Origin of the sequence: Hydrotalea sandarakina (assembly GCF_003254115.1) — a bacterium.
GTDB lineage: Bacteria > Bacteroidota > Bacteroidia > Chitinophagales > Chitinophagaceae > Hydrotalea > Hydrotalea sandarakina.
Genome location: NZ_QKZV01000004.1, coordinates 168,451 through 185,332, shown reverse-complemented (window position 1 = coordinate 185,332; position 16,882 = coordinate 168,451). Strand labels below are relative to the sequence as shown.

Genomic DNA, 16,882 nt, shown 5'->3' with positions numbered 1-16,882 from the left:
ATTAAGTAAAAAGTTGCTTTGCTAATTTAGCATTTGCCCATAAGTACTGCTATTCAATAAAACCTAAATGCATGAATATGAAAAAAATTGCCCTGCTCTGTTTGGTTGCACTTACTGCAACACAATCAAAAGCCCAAGGAATAGCTTCTGCTACTGCCGATGCCAACAAATTTGTTGGAAATTATTTACAACCCTTTGGTGAAGGTGAAATTTATAACATGAACCGAGGTTGGTTCAGTACAGCAAGAACTCATAAATTTTTAGGTGTAGATGTATCTGTTAGTTTACAAGCAGCAGTTGTACCAACCGGTAAACAAAGTTTCACCTTTAATAATGCTGATTATACTACCTTCAAATTAAATGGTGGGGCTACTAGTGCAAGCTTACCTACATTTATGGGTGGAAGTTCTTCTCAAAGCATTCATGTTAATGTTACAGAAAATGGACAACAGGCTTATACCGATTTTACTGCCCCTTCGGGTATAGGTAATGATTTTAAGAAGAATATTTCATTTTTGCCGGTATCGGTTCCTTTACCGGTAGCGCAAGTGGGGGTTGGTATTTTTAAACATACTGATTTAAAAGTTCGATATTTTCCCAAAACTGATTTAAGCAATGTATCAATGGGAGTTTTTGGTGTGGGTTTGCAACATGAGTTTTCTAACTATTTACCCTTTATTAAAAAAGTTCCCTTCTTGCATTTGTCTGCGTTAGCAGCGTACAATCACCTTTCAGCGGATTATTATCCCGATTTGACTAATTCAACCAATATAAAAAGCAACAATGCTGTACTGCAGTATGACATTTCTGCTTTTACTGTGCAAGCCATTGCTTCTGCAAAATTTTCAATTCTTGAAATTTATACATCTATCGGTTATAATTCAGGAAAATCAAATATTAATGTAAATGGAACATATCAAGCTACTTTATATACAAACTTTCCACCACCCAATAATACCGTTGTGGTGAACACTACCGACCCTTTAGCAATGAACTATACAGTTTCGGGTATTTCTAATACTTGGGGTGTACGCCTTAACTTAGCTATTTTGAAAATTTATGCCGATTATACTTTTGCCAAGTATAATGGTATTGGTGCAGGTGTAGCGTTAGCATTTAGATAGTATTTTGTATTTTTAATACATGCAGCTTCGCAAAATTGGTTCTATTCAATTGTTGCTTTTATTGGCAGGGTTAAGCTATACATTGTTAAGCGGTATAGGTGCCAGTGCGCAAAGTAATTTTTTAAAGCCATATGCAGGTGAAGTGTATAGTTGGTTAACTAATGCTTCCGGTACTGTCCGTTTGCAGCAGCAACCTGTTATTTATTTCGGTTCAACAAACAAAACCAATGCAGTTATAACAGTTGATAGTACTCAACAATACCAAACAATGGATGGGTTTGGTTTTACCTTAACCGGTGGCAGTGCTGCTTTAATTAATCAGTTGCCAACCTCACAAAAATCAGCTTTATTAAATGAATTATTTGGTAATGATTCTGGTAGTATTGGCATTAATTTTTTACGCATTAGCATTGGTGCATCTGATTTAAATAGTTCGGTTTTTTCTTACGATGATGTGCCTAACGGAACAACAGATACTTTACTGCAACATTTTAGTCTGGCTGCTGATACTGTTGATTTAATTCCGATTTTAAAAGTAATTTTACAAATCAATCCGAACATAAAAATTTTAGGTTCTCCTTGGTCTGCACCCACATGGATGAAAAGCAATAACGCTACCGTTGGTGGAAGTTTATTACCACAATATTATCAGGTTTATGCACAATATTTGGTTAAGTACATAGTGGCTATGCAACAGCAAGGCATTCCCGTTTATGCTATTACCATACAAAATGAGCCGTTAAATCCAAACAATAATCCCAGTATGGTAATGCAAGCCGATGAACAAGCAAAATTTATTCAAAATGCACTTGGTCCGGCATTTAAAAACAATAATATTACTACGCAAATTTGGTTATATGACCATAATTGCGACAGACCTGATTATCCATTAACAATTTTAAATAACCCAAGTGCTGCGCAGTATGTTACCGGATCAGCTTTTCATTTGTATGCTGGTAATATTAGTGCACTTAGCCAGGTGCATGATGCATTTCCTAATAAGCATGTTTATTTTACAGAACAGTGGGTAGGTGCACCCGGCGATTTTGCTTCTAACTTACAATGGCACATCCAAAATTTAATTATTGGTGCGCCAAGAAATTGGAGTAAAACAGTGCTTGAGTGGAATCTTGCTGCGGATGCGAATGATGAACCACACACATCCGGCGGATGTACACAATGTTTAGGCGCTTTAACTATACAAGGAAATAGTATTATCAGAAATGTGGCATACTATATCATAGCACATGCATCAAAGTTTGTACTTTACGGCTCGTACCGAATTGCTTCGAATATGATTAATAACTTGCCTAATGTTGCTTTTTTAACACCACAAGGCAAAAAAGTATTAATTGTTTTTAATTCAAACAATACTACTCAGGCATTTGGTATTCAATTTAATAACAAATATGCTGCAGCTGTGCTGCCTGCAGGCAGTGTGGCCACTTATGTTTGGTAAAAAATAAATAACATGAAAAAGCTTTTAATTGTATGCTTGTGCATAATGAGTTTAGGTATAACAAATGCACAGTCACCGAGATTTTATGACGAAATAGCCGCTTTTAAAAAACAGGATAGCATTCACTTTCCTCCTAAAAATGCTATTTTATTTGTAGGTAGTTCATCGTTCAGAAAATGGACCGATGTGCAGAGTTATTTTCCAAATCATACAATTATTAATAGAGGTTTTGGCGGCTCTACACTGCCCGATTTAATTCATTATATTCCTGATATTGTTTGGCCCTATCATCCCAAACAAATTGTTATTTATTGTGGTGAAAATGATATTGCTGAGGATACTACGATTACGCCAATGCAAATACTGGATAGAGTAAAAACAGTTTTAAAATTAATTCGTGAAAAGTATCCAACTATTCCTGTTGATTATGTTTCTATAAAGCCAAGCCCAAGTCGTGTTCAATGGTTATCAAAAATGCGAGCTGCTAATCAATTGATTCAACAATATTTGAAAACACAAGCTAATACCCAATTTGTCAATGTCTTTGATGCCATGTTGAATAAAGATGGTACTATTAATCAATCCATTTTTTTAAGTGATGAATTACACATGAATGCGAATGGGTATCATATATGGCAAAAAATTTTAGCCCCTCTTTTAATGTAGCGTTTATTTAGTGTGTTTTATAATGATTAATCATTTTTTTCGTTGCTGGAAGAAGCATTGTCACTGTCTGTATTACTTTCTTCAATATCCAACAAAAAACGAAACAAATTAGTATCGGAAGGAATTTGTAATTTCTTTCTTAATCTATAACGACCTATTTCAACACCACGGGTTGAAATGCTCATTAATTGTGCAATTTCTTTGCTCGATAAATTCATGCGTAAATAAGCACACAATTTTAATTCATTCGCTGTTAGGTCGGGATAAAGTGATTTTAGTTTTAATAAAAAGTTGCTATGAACTTGATTAAAATGTACAGAAAACTGCTCCCATTCATCATTCAAATTTTTTTCTTCAGAAAGTTCTTTCAAAATTTTCTTTAGTTCACTAAGTTCAATTTGTTCTTTTCCTGATTTGTTTATTTTGCTTAACTCGTCTTTAATTTTCAATAAAAATTCTTTTTTCTGCACCAGGTTCATGGCGGTTGATGCCAATTCAGCGTTTTTAAAATTTATTTCTGATTCAAGTTTTTCATTCTTTAATTGTATTAACTCTTTTTCCGCTTTTTCTAAAGCCAACTGATGTTGGTATGCCAAATTACGTTGTTCTTCTTCGTATTTTTTTCGTTCTTCCAACATTCGTTTTTCCTGCTTTTGCTGAATTTTATTTTCTTGAAACTTGTACAAAAACATGATTAGCGCAATTAGTAGAATGCCATAAACCAAATAAGCCCAAATAGTTTTATACCAAGGCGGTAAAATATAAAAGGAATAACTGCTAATGGCCGAAGTGTTATTTAAATTATTGCGTGCTTGAATTTGGAATGTGTAAAACCCGGCAGGAAGATTAGTGTATTCTTTCTCTGTTTTTTTTGTCCATTCTGACCATTCTTTGTCAAATCCTTTTAACCAATATCTATACTCAATGCTGGTTTGTTGTTCATCAAACGCAACGGAATATTGAAATTGAACGGAGTTGTACTTGTGTGTAATAGAAGGAAAGTTTGCTGCACTTTGCGAAACATCGGCATTAGGTTCGCCATAAAAGCCACCAAAAACCATGTTGGCTTCTTTGTTTTTGGCATTCACATTTCTAATATATACTGTTAGCGGATGAATGTTTTGTTTGTATTGTAAGTAGTTTAAATGGTAAAATCCCGATTCGCCACTTATAAAAATATTTTTTTGATCAATGGGAAATACATGCTCGAATCCGCTTAATATTTTACCGCTTAATTCAGGTAAGTAAACAATAAACGGTTTTGAAGTGGAAAAGTCAACAACTCCAATCGTTTTTTCGTGAACGAACCAAATATTACCTGCAGCATCATCTTTTAAATATCGAATACTTAAACTGTCGAAAATGGGTTGATAACCCGCAGATGGTTGAAAATTATCGGCTGCTGCATTGTAAGTATAAATTCCTTTTTCGGTAGCTATAAGAATTTCATTTTTAATTTTAAATACGTGGTTGTTTAATGTAGATGGCAGCCCATTAGCGGCAGTATATAACTTTACATCATTGTTCCGTAAATTAATTTTATAAACACCTCTGTAAGGATGGGATACCCAAATGCAATGCAAAGCACTATCGTACGCCACATAACGGGCTGAGGTGTTTAGGTTAGGAATTATTCCCTTATTAATAAAGTGATTATTTTGATAGCTAAACAAGTGTAAACCTAAATAATTGCCTGCTGCTAATGCAAATGAATCGTTTTGAGCATCATACGGTTTAAAGGTCCAATAGCCGGTTGAAACATCGATGGGGATAAAACGACTATTATTGTATTGAAAAAAACCTTCCTCTTTTCCTGCCAATAATAAATTTTTATAATGGTACAATTGCCAGGTTTGCCCCTCTGCAATACGGTGTACATTATTCAGCGAAAAGCTTAAATCATGTGTATTGGTTACAGGTAAGGCATATATGCCATTTGATAATCCAAAAAATAATTGTTGGTCATGAAGGGCCATGGCAAAACCGGAAGCATCATTAAATACCGTAGGATTGATATGCTTAATGGCACTATTCAATGGGATAAATGAAATTCCGTTTTCTAATCCTACCCAAATATTGTGAAATTGGTCGGCCAATAAACTTTTAATATTATTGTTTTGTAAGCCTTCTGCTTTGGTAAAGGCTTCTATAAAAGTGCCATTGGCTTGAATGTGAATAATGCCATTGTTATAAGTGCCCAATAAATAGCTGCCATTGTTTAATTGAATTACAGCGGTAAATCCTTGTAGTGAAGCAGTGCCTTGCGCCTGAAAGCTGTTAATGCCTTTGTCGTTTAAAACAAATAATCCGTTTTTAGCTGTCGTAATTAAGCTTCCATTGTTGTAGGGGGCCATTCCGGTTATATAAAACCCTGCCGGCAAACTGCTTTCTGGTACTAACGTTTGCCACTGGTTATTGCGAAGCACCATAATTCCTTTTTCCTCATCGTGGGCAATTAATTGGTTATTATAAATACCCATATAACCCCATGCAGACCAAGGAAGCAATACCGTCATTTTCCCATCATGGTATCGAAAAATTTTAGAGGTAGTTCTAAAAAAAACATCGTTGCCTAAATGCACAATATTCCATACATCGGCAAATTTTTGATCTTCCGTATCCAGTAATTCTTTAAGTGAGGTATATGACAAATTGCCATATTTGTTGGTAGCAAAATAGCCTATCTCATCCTGTCCGCCCACATATAGTTTATTGTCATTCCCAAAGTCGAACGACCAAACTATGGTTTTGTTGGGTAAGGGGTATAATTTCCAAAAGCTGCCATCAAAAATGAGCACCCCTTCATTATTGGCAAAATAGCATCGGCCTTGTTTGTCTTGTAATATTTTCCAGTTTTGACGCCCCGCATTATAGGTTTGTTTGGTAAAATTTACTACTTCGCGCTGCCCAATAAATGATTGTCCTATGCTACTAATTACAAAAGCAACAAAGCAAACCATTAAACTAAGTTTTTGTGGCATACATCGTTGAAAAATAGTTTTAGGGAAAAGCATGATGTAGTATTGATGTACTCAAAATAGGCTTAAATATAGGCTTTTAATGAATAGATGTAGTATTGATGTGGCAAAAAATTTTTATATGGTAAAGGTAGCAATTAGTTTTACAAAACACTAAACGGTGTAGAATTTAATAACTATTTGCCATCTTATTGCTTGCTATGTTGCTCAACAAACTGCCCATACTACATTGTAAAGTTGCAGGGTTTTCGTTGCCACTGTTTACGCATTCTAATTCCAATTTTTTATTCCATATAAAAAAGATACTGCCTTTTTGGCGTGTTTTTTTGCTTGTTCATTGTTCATTTTTAATTACTTGCTTATGAAATTAAAATTGCCATTTTGGCTACTATTTGCCATTTTTTTAAGTGCAACATTTTCGTTGCGGGCACAGGTAATAAAAATAACCGGCAAGGTTATTAATAAAGCTACCGGTGCGCCTATAGTTGGTGCCAGTGTTGAGGTGAAAGGCACACCTATTGTAACAACTACTAATTCGGAAGGTAATTATACACTTTCCATACCTCAAAAAGGGAAACAAATTGTGGTAAAGCATGTGGGCATGCAAACAGTTACCAGAACGGTTGATGCCGGCGGGATAGAAAATTTTGCATTGGAAGAATCGGTGAATGATTTGAATGATGTAGTTGTTATTGGTTATGGTACACAAAAGCTTACGAATGTATCCGGTGCCATTTCTACGGTAAAAGCAGCCGATATTGAAAAAGCTAATCCGGTAAGGGTTGAAGATGCTATTCAGGGACGAGCTTCGGGGGTTAACATTATACAAAGTGGTTCGCCGGGTGTAACTCCAACTGTATTAATTCGCGGTATTCCTTCTTATTCCGGATCTGACCCACTGGTGATTATTGATGGGGTTCAGCAATCATTGGTTGATTTTAACTCTTTAAGTCCATCAGACATTGAATCCATTAACGTATTAAAAGATGCCGCCACCACAGCAATTTATGGTGTGAAAGGTGGTAATGGTGTAATTGTAGTTACCACAAAGTCGGGACGTCGCAATCAAAAAACACAATTCAATTTAAATGCGAACTATGGAATGCAAGAAGTAGCCAATACCATTGGTGTTTTAAATGCTACGGAATATGCAGCTATTGTAAATGAGGGCAGCACTACATCCGGTGGTCCGGTAATTTTCCCGGATTTAAGTAAAGTGGGCGTTGGAACAAATTGGCAAGACCAAATTTTTAAAAAGGCACCCTTGCAATTGTATTCCTTTTCAGTAACGGGCGGCTCTGATAAAGTATCCTATTTTCTTTCCGCAAACTATGCCGATCAGGCAGGTATTGTAGGTGGCGGAAGTAAGAGTGATTATTCACGAGGCAATTTTACTGCAAACCTCAATTTCCAATTAATGCCTAAGTTGAAGTTTATTTTGAATACAACCGGGGTATTGTTGAATTCAAAGGGTGTTGCTGAAAATTCATTTAATAGTATTATTGGTGAAGCCTTAAACTTTGACCCTACTGTACCGGTTTACAATACCGTACCCAATACCATTGGAACTTACGGTTTCAGTAATTTATTGCTGCAGGAAGTGCATAATCCATTAACCGATTTGGCCAATACTTATAATAAAGATGCCGGTAATAAAATTTATGGAAAGTTTGAATTGCAGTATGATGTAGTGAAGAATATTAAAATTACCTCTCGTTTTGGTTATACTGCTTATAATGATAATGCAAAAGCATTTTATCCCTTAGTATTCTATGGTCCGTTGAATGTTGATAATTCATTGAATGCTGATGGCAGTACAGTTACAGGAAGGCATAATTCAGTTTCGTCAACCCGTAACAGTAATTTTAATTATCGTTGGGAAACATTTGCCAATTATAATTTTAAATGGAGAAATGATCATCATTTTGAAACAGTGGCAGGTATTGTATTCTTGCGTAATTCCGGTAATCAAATTGGTGTATCAAGGCAAGATGTTCCGTTTAATTCATGGACTTTTGCCGATTATACTGCTGCAACAGGTGTAAATACAGCTACTAATACCAATGCACAAACCGGATATTATTATCAATATTTCGGAAAAAACATATCCTATTTCTCACGCATTAACTACGATTATAAAGGAAAATACCTTGCTTCATTCAGTGCCAGAAGAGATGGTTCCTATGCATTTGGCGCTAATAATAAATTTGGTAACTTTTTTGCAGGTTCTGCCGGTTGGATAGTTTCCAATGAAAAATTCTTCCATTCTAACTTTATTAATTACCTGAAATTAAGAACCAGTTATGGTACTACCGGAAATGACGGCAATACCAGTCCTCAAAGTACTACCATTATTACCGGCGGACCTTATAATAATATAGGTAATAGTAATGGTTACAGCTTTGGTAATATGTTTACGCCCGGTTCATCATTGGGTTCACAAGCCAATCCTAATTTGGCTTGGGAAAGACAAGCACAGTTTGATGTGGGTTTCGATATGAATTTCTTTAATAATCGCTTTTCAATTACTGCCGATTATTTTAGAAAAGATGTAAATGGTTTGTTATTCACTCCTTCACAATCATTGTACTTGGGTACAATACCGGCTCCGTTAGCCAATATTGGTTCAACTACCAGCCGTGGAGTAGATGCAACACTAACTTATAATGACCATATTGGAAAATATTTTCACATTAATTCATCCGTAACCTTCACCAGTTCAAAAAATTTAGTTACAGCCACTAACTCTGATAATACGGCTCGTTTAGTAGGTGGAAGTTTTTTCAATGGTCAATCGCAAACTGTTACGGTGTTTGAAAAAGGCCAGTCGCCCGGATATTTTTATGGCTATAAAACAGCGGGTTTATTCCAAACTGCTGCCGATATTGCCAAATGGGCGTCACAACCCGGTGCTCAACCAGGCGATATTAAATATGTTGATATTAATGGCGATGGGGTTATTGATAGTAAAGACCAAACAAAAATTGGCGATCCATTTCCAAAATTTACAATGGGTTGGGGCTTAAATTTAGAATATAAAAACTGGGATTTTTCTGCTTTCTTGTATGCATCAGTAGGTAATAATATTTATCGTGCCTATGAACGTAATGCCAGCTTCACCAATAAATTCAGAAGCATATTGGCACGTTGGACCGGCCCCGGAACTACCAATGATGCTCGCTATCCCCGCTATTCATTTACTGACCCCAATAATAATGCAAGGGTTTCTGATAGATATGTAGAAGATGGTTCATTCGTAAAAATTAAAAATTTAGAGTTGGGTTACACTTTCCCCAAATCGTTTGCAAAAAATGCATTTAATAAAGTGCGTATATATATGCAGGTTAAGAATGCTTACACCTTCACTAAATATTCCGGATTCGATCCAGAAATATCAGGCGGCATTTTAAATACCGGTGTTGACTTAGGTGCTTATCCTCAAGCACGTTCTTACAACTTTGGTATTGATCTGCGATTTTAAAACTTTTATAAAATGCTAACAGTTATGAAAAAATATATAAAAATTTTTACGTTTTTTAGTGTGATAGTCATACTTGCTTCCTGCAAAAGATATATAGACTATAATCCACACGATGCCTTTCTTGTTACTGCATTAGATTATTTGCAGTCTGAGTCTGATTACCGTACAATGGAAATTAGTGTTTATACACCCTTGCAATGGTTAAATCAGGTAGTGCCTATTGGCGATATTGCTTCTGATAATTCAGTTGCCGGTGGCGAAAGTGCTTCTGATGTGCTAGATCTGCAGCAAATTGATGATTATACGCTAACTCCTGTAAATGGTACGTTAGCCCAAATTTGGCAATATGCTTATGAAGGAGTGAACCGTGCCAACTATTTGGTACAGTACAAAGACAAAAATCCTGCAGGTAATACCATCAATTTTGCCGGCAAGGATGCCATGTATGGTGAAGTGTACTTTTTACGTGCTTACTATTATTTTACACTTGTAAAAATGTTTGGCGATGTACCCTTGTTTGTTGATAAACGTTTAGACTTTGCCAATTCAGGTACGCTAAAAAGATCGCCCAAAGCAAATGTTTATTTGCAAATTGAAAGTGATTTGAATAGTGCCATTGGAGTGCTTCCTACTGTACAATTACAGCCGGGACGTGTTACAAAATATGCCGCACAGGCATTGTTGGGAAAAGTGTTTTTGTATCAAAACAAATATGATTCTGCAGCAACTGTATTACAAAGTGTTATTAACGCCAATGCGTTTACGTTAGTAAATGATTTTGCTTCCATATTTTTAAAGTCCGGCGAAAATGGTCCTGAGTCAGTATTTGAAATACAATACACCAATACATCACCATACTATCAGTGGTCAAACGTGTTGCAAGGTCAGGGTAACTATTCAGTACAGCAATGCGGTGTACGTAATTTAAAAGCTACTTCTCCTTTAATGCCCTATGCTCCGGGATGGAGTACTAATTTGCCTACTCAAAACTTAAATAATGCTTATGAAAATGGCGATCAGCGCAAAGCTGCTACCTGTTTTGATATTGAAGCATATATTGCTGCGCATCCTACCTGGGGTATAACTTATCAGGTGGCTCCTTATAAAAACACAGGCTTATACAATCAAAAGTATTTACCTCGTATTGGTGAAACCAGTGGTCAGCCTGAATTAAACTACTTGAACAATTTCCGAACCATTCGTTATGCCGATGTTTTGTTAATGGCTGCCGAAGCATTGAATAAAAGCACATCACCTAATGATGCATTAGCACGTCAATACCTTAATATGGTAAGAAGAAGAGCTTTTCAAGTAAATGATGCCAGCCATGATGTTACTGCTTCAGGACCGGCTTTGTATAATGCTATTTTAAATGAAAGAAGATTAGAATTGGCCATGGAGGGAGAACGCTTTTTTGACTTAGTTCGTACCGGCCAGGCAGCTACTGTATTAGGGCCAAAGTTTGTTGTGGGTAAAAATGAAGTATTCCCCATTCCGCAACAAGAAATTCTGGTTTCGGGTTTAACACAAAATCCAGGCTATTAAACACATAAAATATTTTGTTATGAAAATAATCAAACAAATAACATTTTTTATAATGCTGATTGTTGTTGTTAGTGCTTGTAAAAAAGCATTTACTGACACTTCTTTCGTTTCAACGGCTGCAACAGCAAGTAATTTATCTGTAATGTTTAATATTACGCAGGATAATACCGGGCTGGTAACCATTACCCCTAATGGCGTGGGTGCAGTAAGTTATGATGTGTACTTTGGCGATACCACTACAATTCCGGTTAACATTAGGGCAGGTGCAAGTGTGCAGCACATTTATAAAGAAGGGAATTATCAGGTTAAAATTGTGGGACACGATTTAAAAGGCGGTACTACTACCTTCACACAGCCTTTAGTAGTATCATTTATTGCACCACAAAACTTACAAGTAAATTTAACAACCAGTAATTTAACGGTTAATGTTAGTGCCACAGCTAAGTATGCTACTTTCTTCAAAATTTATTTTGGTGATTCAACCAATATTACCCCTGAGCCCTATACATCAGCGCTACCGGGGCAGGTTATAACCCACAATTACCTAAATGCAGGAACGTATGTTGTAAAAGTAATAGCATTAAGTGGGGGTAGTGCAACCACTCAATATACCGATACTATTCAGGTTTCAAAACAAATAGACTTACCGGTAACTTTCGAAGATCCGAATACAAATTATACCATGTCTGATTTTGGGGGTGATGTTTCTACCCTAACTGTTGATCCTGTAAATAGTAATAACCATGTAATGAAAGTAGTAAAAACTGCCGGAGCACAAACTTGGGCAGGAACAACCATTGGTACATCTTTAGGGTTCGCACATCCTATACCGTTAACTAACAGTAATAAAAAAATGACGGTGATGGTGTATTCACCGGCAGCGGGGTTAGACATTAAATTAAAGGTAGATAATCACTCAAATCCCAACAATGGTCTTTCTGTTGAAACAGATGTTTTAACAACAGTAGCCAATCAGTGGGAAATGTTAACATTCGACTTTTCAAATCCTGCTCCCGGCACACCGGCATTTAATCCATCCAATACATACGACCTGGCTTCAATTTTCTTCGATTTTGGTAATCCCGGAACGGGTTCCACTTTCTATTTTGATGATCTCAAAATGGCACCGGCATCCTTGTCACAAATTAATTTACCCGTAACATTTGAAAGTACAACGGTTGATTATACTATGACTGATTTTGGTGGCAATGCTTCTGTATTAACAACAGATCCATTAAATAATGCTAATCATGTTATGCAATCAACTAAAACGGTAGGTGCACAAATATGGGCTGGTACAACCATTGGAACTCCTGCCGGCTTTGCACAAAAAATTCCATTTACATCAGTTGCTACTAAAATGTCTGTAAAAGTATATTCACCCGCTGCAGGCTTGGATATTAAATTGAAGGTAGATAATCACACCAATCCCAATAATGGTCTTTCAGTGGAAACCGATGTGCCAACTACTGTAGCTAATCAGTGGGAAAGATTAATATTTGATTTTTCAAATCCTGCTCCCGGCACACCGGCATTTAATCCATCCAACACTTACGACCTGGCGTCCATTTTCTTTGACTTCGGTAATCCGGGTACCGGTTCTGTGTTTTATTGGGATGAGGTTCATTTCTTATCACAAATGAATTTACCGGTTGATTTTAATAATCCCGACATGGACCCAACGGTAACGGATTTCGGTAATAACAGTTCTGTATTAGCACCCGACCCTGCCAATACCGGACTTTGGGTAATGAAAACCACTAAACCTGCAGGAGCACAAACTTGGGCAGGAACAACAATGGGAACACCGGTTGGTTTTGCTACACCTATTCCATTAAGTGCAACCAGAACTAAAATGACGGTGCAGGTTTATTCACCTGCAGCAGGTATTCCTGTTTTATTAAAAGTTGAAGATCATAACAATGGCAATAATTATGTACAAGTTTTGGTAAATACAACTGTGGCCAATCAATGGGAAACACTAACCTTTGATTTTAGTCAGCCTCAACCGGGAACACCCGCATGGAGTGCTTCAAACACTTATGATAAGTGTTCTATCTTTTTCGACTTTAATAATGCAGGATCCGGTAAAACATTTTATTGGAACAATGTGATTCTTCAATAATAAATGAACTGTATATGAAAACGAATTTTAAATACATGATTGCTGCAGTGTTGGTAACCTTTTTTGCGGTTATGGCCTGTAAAAAAACAGAGTATAGTTTTGGTAGTATTAAAACACCACAGGATTTAGTGATAAATGTAAACATTCAGGGCCAAGATGCTAATAATCCTACCGGTGATGGTTCAGGTATCGTTACCATTTCGGCACAAGCTACCAATGCTTTACAATACAAAATTTATTTCGGCAATGGTGATTCCGTTATGACTTATTCCGGTACTGCTACTTATAAGTACACAACCATAGATACCAATACTTACACCATAACTGTAAATGCAATTGGTACAGGTGGTGCTATTACTACCCTTAGCAAACAAATTAGGGTATTATATAAGTTTCAAATACCTGCCGATATAATGGCTGCATTAACCAATGGAACTTCCAAGAATTGGATTATAGCCAGCGATACTGTTGGGCATTTTGGTGTAGGACCTTCCACCTCATTTTTCCCCGATTGGTATCAGGCACAACCTAATGAAAAGCCGGCTTGCGCATATGGTAGTGTCATTACCTTTACTCAGGCAGGAAGCAATACTATTACTATGAATGACAATAATAATGGTTCTTCTTTCTTAATTGCTGCTGCCACTGCGTTTTACGGACAATCCGGTGGTGATGGTTGTTATCCCATTGCAACCGGTGGTACCAAGACCCTTGGTTTTGGAACCGCTAACTCCGGTTCAAACAGTACCAATTCAACCGGTATTCAATTTACTGTTCCGGGTAATGGTATTATAGGTTTTGGAACAGGGGGTACTACATACGAAATATTATCACTAACTTCCAATGTGATGTGGTTACGAAATATAGGAAGTGATGGTAATGCGTGGTATCAAATTTTCAGAGCACAATAACGCTATTTAAAACAGTATTATGTTAAAGCTAACAATTTTTAGTGTATTAATTACGTCAATGCTGGTGGGTTGTGGGGGTAGCAGCAAAAATCCTACCCCACCCAACCAAGCACCGGGCAGTGTAAAAATTACAGCTGTAGTAGCTACTGATAGTAGTGGTAATGTAAGTTTTACAGCATCTGCTACCAATGCCGTATCGTATGATTTTGATTTTGGTAATGGCATTATTCAAACTATACCATCGGGAATAACGACTTACAAATACACATCGTCAGGAACCTACACGGTTAATGTAATTGCGAAAAGCGCATCCGGATTAACTTCATCTGCTAATATTCAAGTTACGGTTGCAGTTAAATTGAATTTAGTATGGTCAGATGAATTCAATACACCGGGCAGCCCCGATCCAACCAAATGGACATACGATTTAGGTGCCGGTGGCTGGGGTAATAATGAATTAGAATATTATACTTCCAGAACCGACAATGCCGTTGTTTCTAATGGAACATTAAAAATTATAGCCAAAAAAGAAAGTTATTCCGGCAGTAGTTATACTTCTGCAAGATTAAAAACACAAGGCTTATATGCCTTTAAATATGGCCGAATTGATGTAAGTGCTAAGCTGCCTGCATCCATAGGAACCTGGCCTGCTATTTGGATGCTGGGTAATAATATTTCAACTGTTGGCTGGCCAGCATGCGGTGAGATAGATATTATGGAACAGAATGGTAATAACAAAAATATTGTTTATGGTACCTTACACTATCCACAACAAGTGAATCAATATGGTGATGGTGCTACCACTTCTGTTGCAAATGCTTCTACCGTATTTCACAAGTATTCAGCTATTTGGTCGCCTACTACCATACAGTTGCTGGTTGATGATGTAGTATATTACACATTACCCAACAACAGCAACTTCCCATTCAATCAAAACTTCTTTATTATTTTGAATGTAGCAATGGGTGGAACGCTTGGTGGAACTGTTGATCCCAACTTTACTACTGACCAAATGGAAATTGATTATGTACGCGTTTACCAATAACTGAAACATTTTTAAATAATTTAAGCAAGCAACCATTTCTTCATTTAAAACCTGATAATTAATTTATGCGGTCGGTATTTATTTGTATAGCATTCGCAATCGGTATTTCTTCAATAACTCTTGCACAGTCCCGTCAAAAAGGTAAAGTAATTTTTTTCGATGATTTTAAATCATCAAAATTAGATACCAATAAATGGAATGTGGTGGTTACCGGATTTCATGTAAACAACGAATTACAAGCTTATGTTGATTCCAATGCAACTTTGTATGTAAAGAATAATCAATTGGTTTTGCAACCATTGTATTCTCCGGGATTTGTTACATACGACGGACAACATTTTGATTTTATTTCTGCACGCATTAATACAAAAGACAAATTTGAATTTGAATATGGTCGTGCAGAAGCACGTATTCAACTTACCAATGGTACAGGCTTATGGCCGGCCTGGTGGATTTTGGGAAATGATGAATGGCCTCAAACCGGCGAAATTGATGTAATGGAGAATGTAGGTGATGCAGCTTGGAGTAGCGCAGCCATTCATGGTCCCGGTTATAGTGGCGAAACACCTTTTGTGCAACGCTATTATTACCCAAAAAATAACGATGCTACCAAATGGCATATTTATGCGGTTAATTGGACCCCAGATTCTATGGTGTTTGAATACGATGGAAAACCCATGTACACGGTTACAAAAGCCATGACTGCTAAGTATGGCCCTTGGGCATTTAGCAATAAAAAATATTTAATACTCAACTTTGCATTAGGTGGAAATTATCCCGCCGGTGTAAATAAAGTAAAACAGCCTTACTTGGGTCTTCCCGAAAAAACAGTAAAACTCATCCAACAAAAACAAGCGAAAATGCTGGTTGATTGGGTAAAAGTTACTCAATACAATGCCCCCTAATTTTTCTGTTGGTTTTTAAGTAGTAAGAAGGATAAGCGTTCATCCAAAATATTTGCTCGGCATGTGGGCTTTTATTAATTTCCGTGCCTGCAATATGAGGAAAAGCTTATCCATATTACTACTTACTGTACTATTAATTTACATGGGTGGTTACCACTTATGGTATGCTTTATATAAACTGCATCTTAAAGCCGAAATGCATCAATACATCATTGCTCATCCTGATGCAAAAGCTGCTTGCCATTTTGTTTTTAATTTGAATAAGGCCGGGCATATTGCTCAAAATAATTTTACATGGGAAGAAAAAAATAAAGAATTTAAATGGATGGGCATGTTGTATGATGTAATAACCATTACATACAATCAAGTAACGGTAACCATTTGCTGTTTGCCCGATAAGGCAGAAAATAATACCGACCTTTTACATGTAGCTCTACAAAAAAGTAGCAATGATGCCGGTAAACAAAATCGGTTAAGCTTTTCTCAAATATTTTCTTTCTTTTATGCTCCACAGCATATACAAATTAACCCGATACTTGTAGCTGAAAATGTTTGGTTCGTTACTGGTTTTTCTAAACACAGCAATCCCCCGGCTTTTATCTTGCAGCCACCGCCGCGAATAGACTTTTACTTCAGCTAATAT

The 16,882-nt window shown here is 36.6% G+C and carries 11 protein-coding genes; 10 read left to right on the top strand and 1 reads right to left on the bottom strand.

Translation table 11 applies throughout. The features are described from left to right. Positions 1–71: 71 nt before the first annotated feature. From LX80_RS07805 to LX80_RS07795, 3 genes are read left to right on the top strand one after another with little or no spacing between them, the layout of a single operon-like run. On the top strand, positions 72–1,124 hold the full coding sequence (locus LX80_RS07805) for a DUF6588 family protein (RefSeq protein WP_111294957.1): 1,053 nt from the start codon (positions 72–74) through the stop codon (positions 1,122–1,124). Between the two features lie 19 nt (positions 1,125–1,143). Further along, a complete protein-coding gene (locus LX80_RS07800; protein WP_111294955.1) occupies positions 1,144–2,583 on the top strand; it encodes a glycoside hydrolase family 30 protein in 1,440 nt (479 codons plus the stop codon). Positions 2,584–2,595: 12 nt separating this feature from the next. Then, positions 2,596–3,249, top strand: a complete 654-nt coding sequence (locus LX80_RS07795; RefSeq protein WP_111294953.1) for a GDSL-type esterase/lipase family protein — start codon at positions 2,596–2,598, stop codon at positions 3,247–3,249. A 26-nt stretch (positions 3,250–3,275) separates the two neighbouring features. On the opposite strand, the gene LX80_RS07790 is transcribed toward LX80_RS07795, so the two are convergent. Further along, entirely contained in the window at positions 3,276–6,263 is a 2,988-nt protein-coding gene (locus LX80_RS07790; protein ID WP_111294951.1) for a ligand-binding sensor domain-containing protein, read from the bottom strand. A 325-nt stretch (positions 6,264–6,588) separates the two neighbouring features. Here LX80_RS07790 and LX80_RS07785 point away from each other — a divergent pair, with 325 nt between their 5' ends. The 7 genes from LX80_RS07785 to LX80_RS07755 all read left to right on the top strand — a co-directional run bounded on the left by LX80_RS07785 (position 6,589) and on the right by LX80_RS07755 (position 16,879). Next, on the top strand, positions 6,589–9,708 hold the full coding sequence (locus tag LX80_RS07785) for a SusC/RagA family TonB-linked outer membrane protein (protein ID WP_111294949.1): 3,120 nt from the start codon (positions 6,589–6,591) through the stop codon (positions 9,706–9,708). Between the two features lie 24 nt (positions 9,709–9,732). After that, on the top strand, positions 9,733–11,253 hold the full coding sequence (locus tag LX80_RS07780) for a RagB/SusD family nutrient uptake outer membrane protein (protein ID WP_111294947.1): 1,521 nt from the start codon (positions 9,733–9,735) through the stop codon (positions 11,251–11,253). 19 nt (positions 11,254–11,272) lie between these two features. Then, positions 11,273–13,378 (top strand): hypothetical protein, encoded by a 2,106-nt coding sequence (locus tag LX80_RS07775; protein ID WP_111294945.1) that lies wholly within the window; start codon positions 11,273–11,275, stop codon positions 13,376–13,378. A 14-nt stretch (positions 13,379–13,392) separates the two neighbouring features. Beyond that, a complete protein-coding gene (locus LX80_RS07770; RefSeq protein ID WP_146250425.1) occupies positions 13,393–14,289 on the top strand; it encodes a PKD domain-containing protein in 897 nt (298 codons plus the stop codon). Positions 14,290–14,308: 19 nt separating this feature from the next. Then, complete coding sequence (locus LX80_RS07765; protein ID WP_111294941.1) at positions 14,309–15,334, top strand: family 16 glycosylhydrolase; 1,026 nt, start codon at positions 14,309–14,311, stop codon at positions 15,332–15,334. Between the two features lie 65 nt (positions 15,335–15,399). Then, the gene (locus LX80_RS07760) at positions 15,400–16,239 is read left to right on the top strand and encodes a glycoside hydrolase family 16 protein (protein ID WP_111294939.1); all 840 of its coding nucleotides are present in this window, start codon (positions 15,400–15,402) and stop codon (positions 16,237–16,239) included. Positions 16,240–16,333: 94 nt separating this feature from the next. Then, positions 16,334–16,879, top strand: a complete 546-nt coding sequence (locus tag LX80_RS07755; protein ID WP_146250424.1) for a hypothetical protein — start codon at positions 16,334–16,336, stop codon at positions 16,877–16,879. The last annotated feature ends 3 nt before the right edge of the window (positions 16,880–16,882 follow it).

Bases quoted from the DNA above. Each gene is read 5' to 3' on its own strand.
- LX80_RS07805 (WP_111294957.1), top strand. From the start codon at position 72: ATGAATATGAAAAAAATTGCCCTGCTCTGTTTGGTTGCACTTACTGCA.
- LX80_RS07800 (WP_111294955.1), top strand. From the start codon at position 1,144: ATGCAGCTTCGCAAAATTGGTTCTATTCAATTGTTGCTTTTATTGGCA.
- LX80_RS07795 (WP_111294953.1), top strand. From the start codon at position 2,596: ATGAAAAAGCTTTTAATTGTATGCTTGTGCATAATGAGTTTAGGTATA.
- LX80_RS07790 (WP_111294951.1), bottom strand. From the start codon at position 6,263: ATGCTTTTCCCTAAAACTATTTTTCAACGATGTATGCCACAAAAACTT.
- LX80_RS07785 (WP_111294949.1), top strand. From the start codon at position 6,589: ATGAAATTAAAATTGCCATTTTGGCTACTATTTGCCATTTTTTTAAGT.
- LX80_RS07780 (WP_111294947.1), top strand. From the start codon at position 9,733: ATGAAAAAATATATAAAAATTTTTACGTTTTTTAGTGTGATAGTCATA.
- LX80_RS07775 (WP_111294945.1), top strand. From the start codon at position 11,273: ATGAAAATAATCAAACAAATAACATTTTTTATAATGCTGATTGTTGTT.
- LX80_RS07770 (WP_146250425.1), top strand. From the start codon at position 13,393: ATGAAAACGAATTTTAAATACATGATTGCTGCAGTGTTGGTAACCTTT.
- LX80_RS07765 (WP_111294941.1), top strand. From the start codon at position 14,309: ATGTTAAAGCTAACAATTTTTAGTGTATTAATTACGTCAATGCTGGTG.
- LX80_RS07760 (WP_111294939.1), top strand. From the start codon at position 15,400: ATGCGGTCGGTATTTATTTGTATAGCATTCGCAATCGGTATTTCTTCA.
- LX80_RS07755 (WP_146250424.1), top strand. From the start codon at position 16,334: ATGAGGAAAAGCTTATCCATATTACTACTTACTGTACTATTAATTTAC.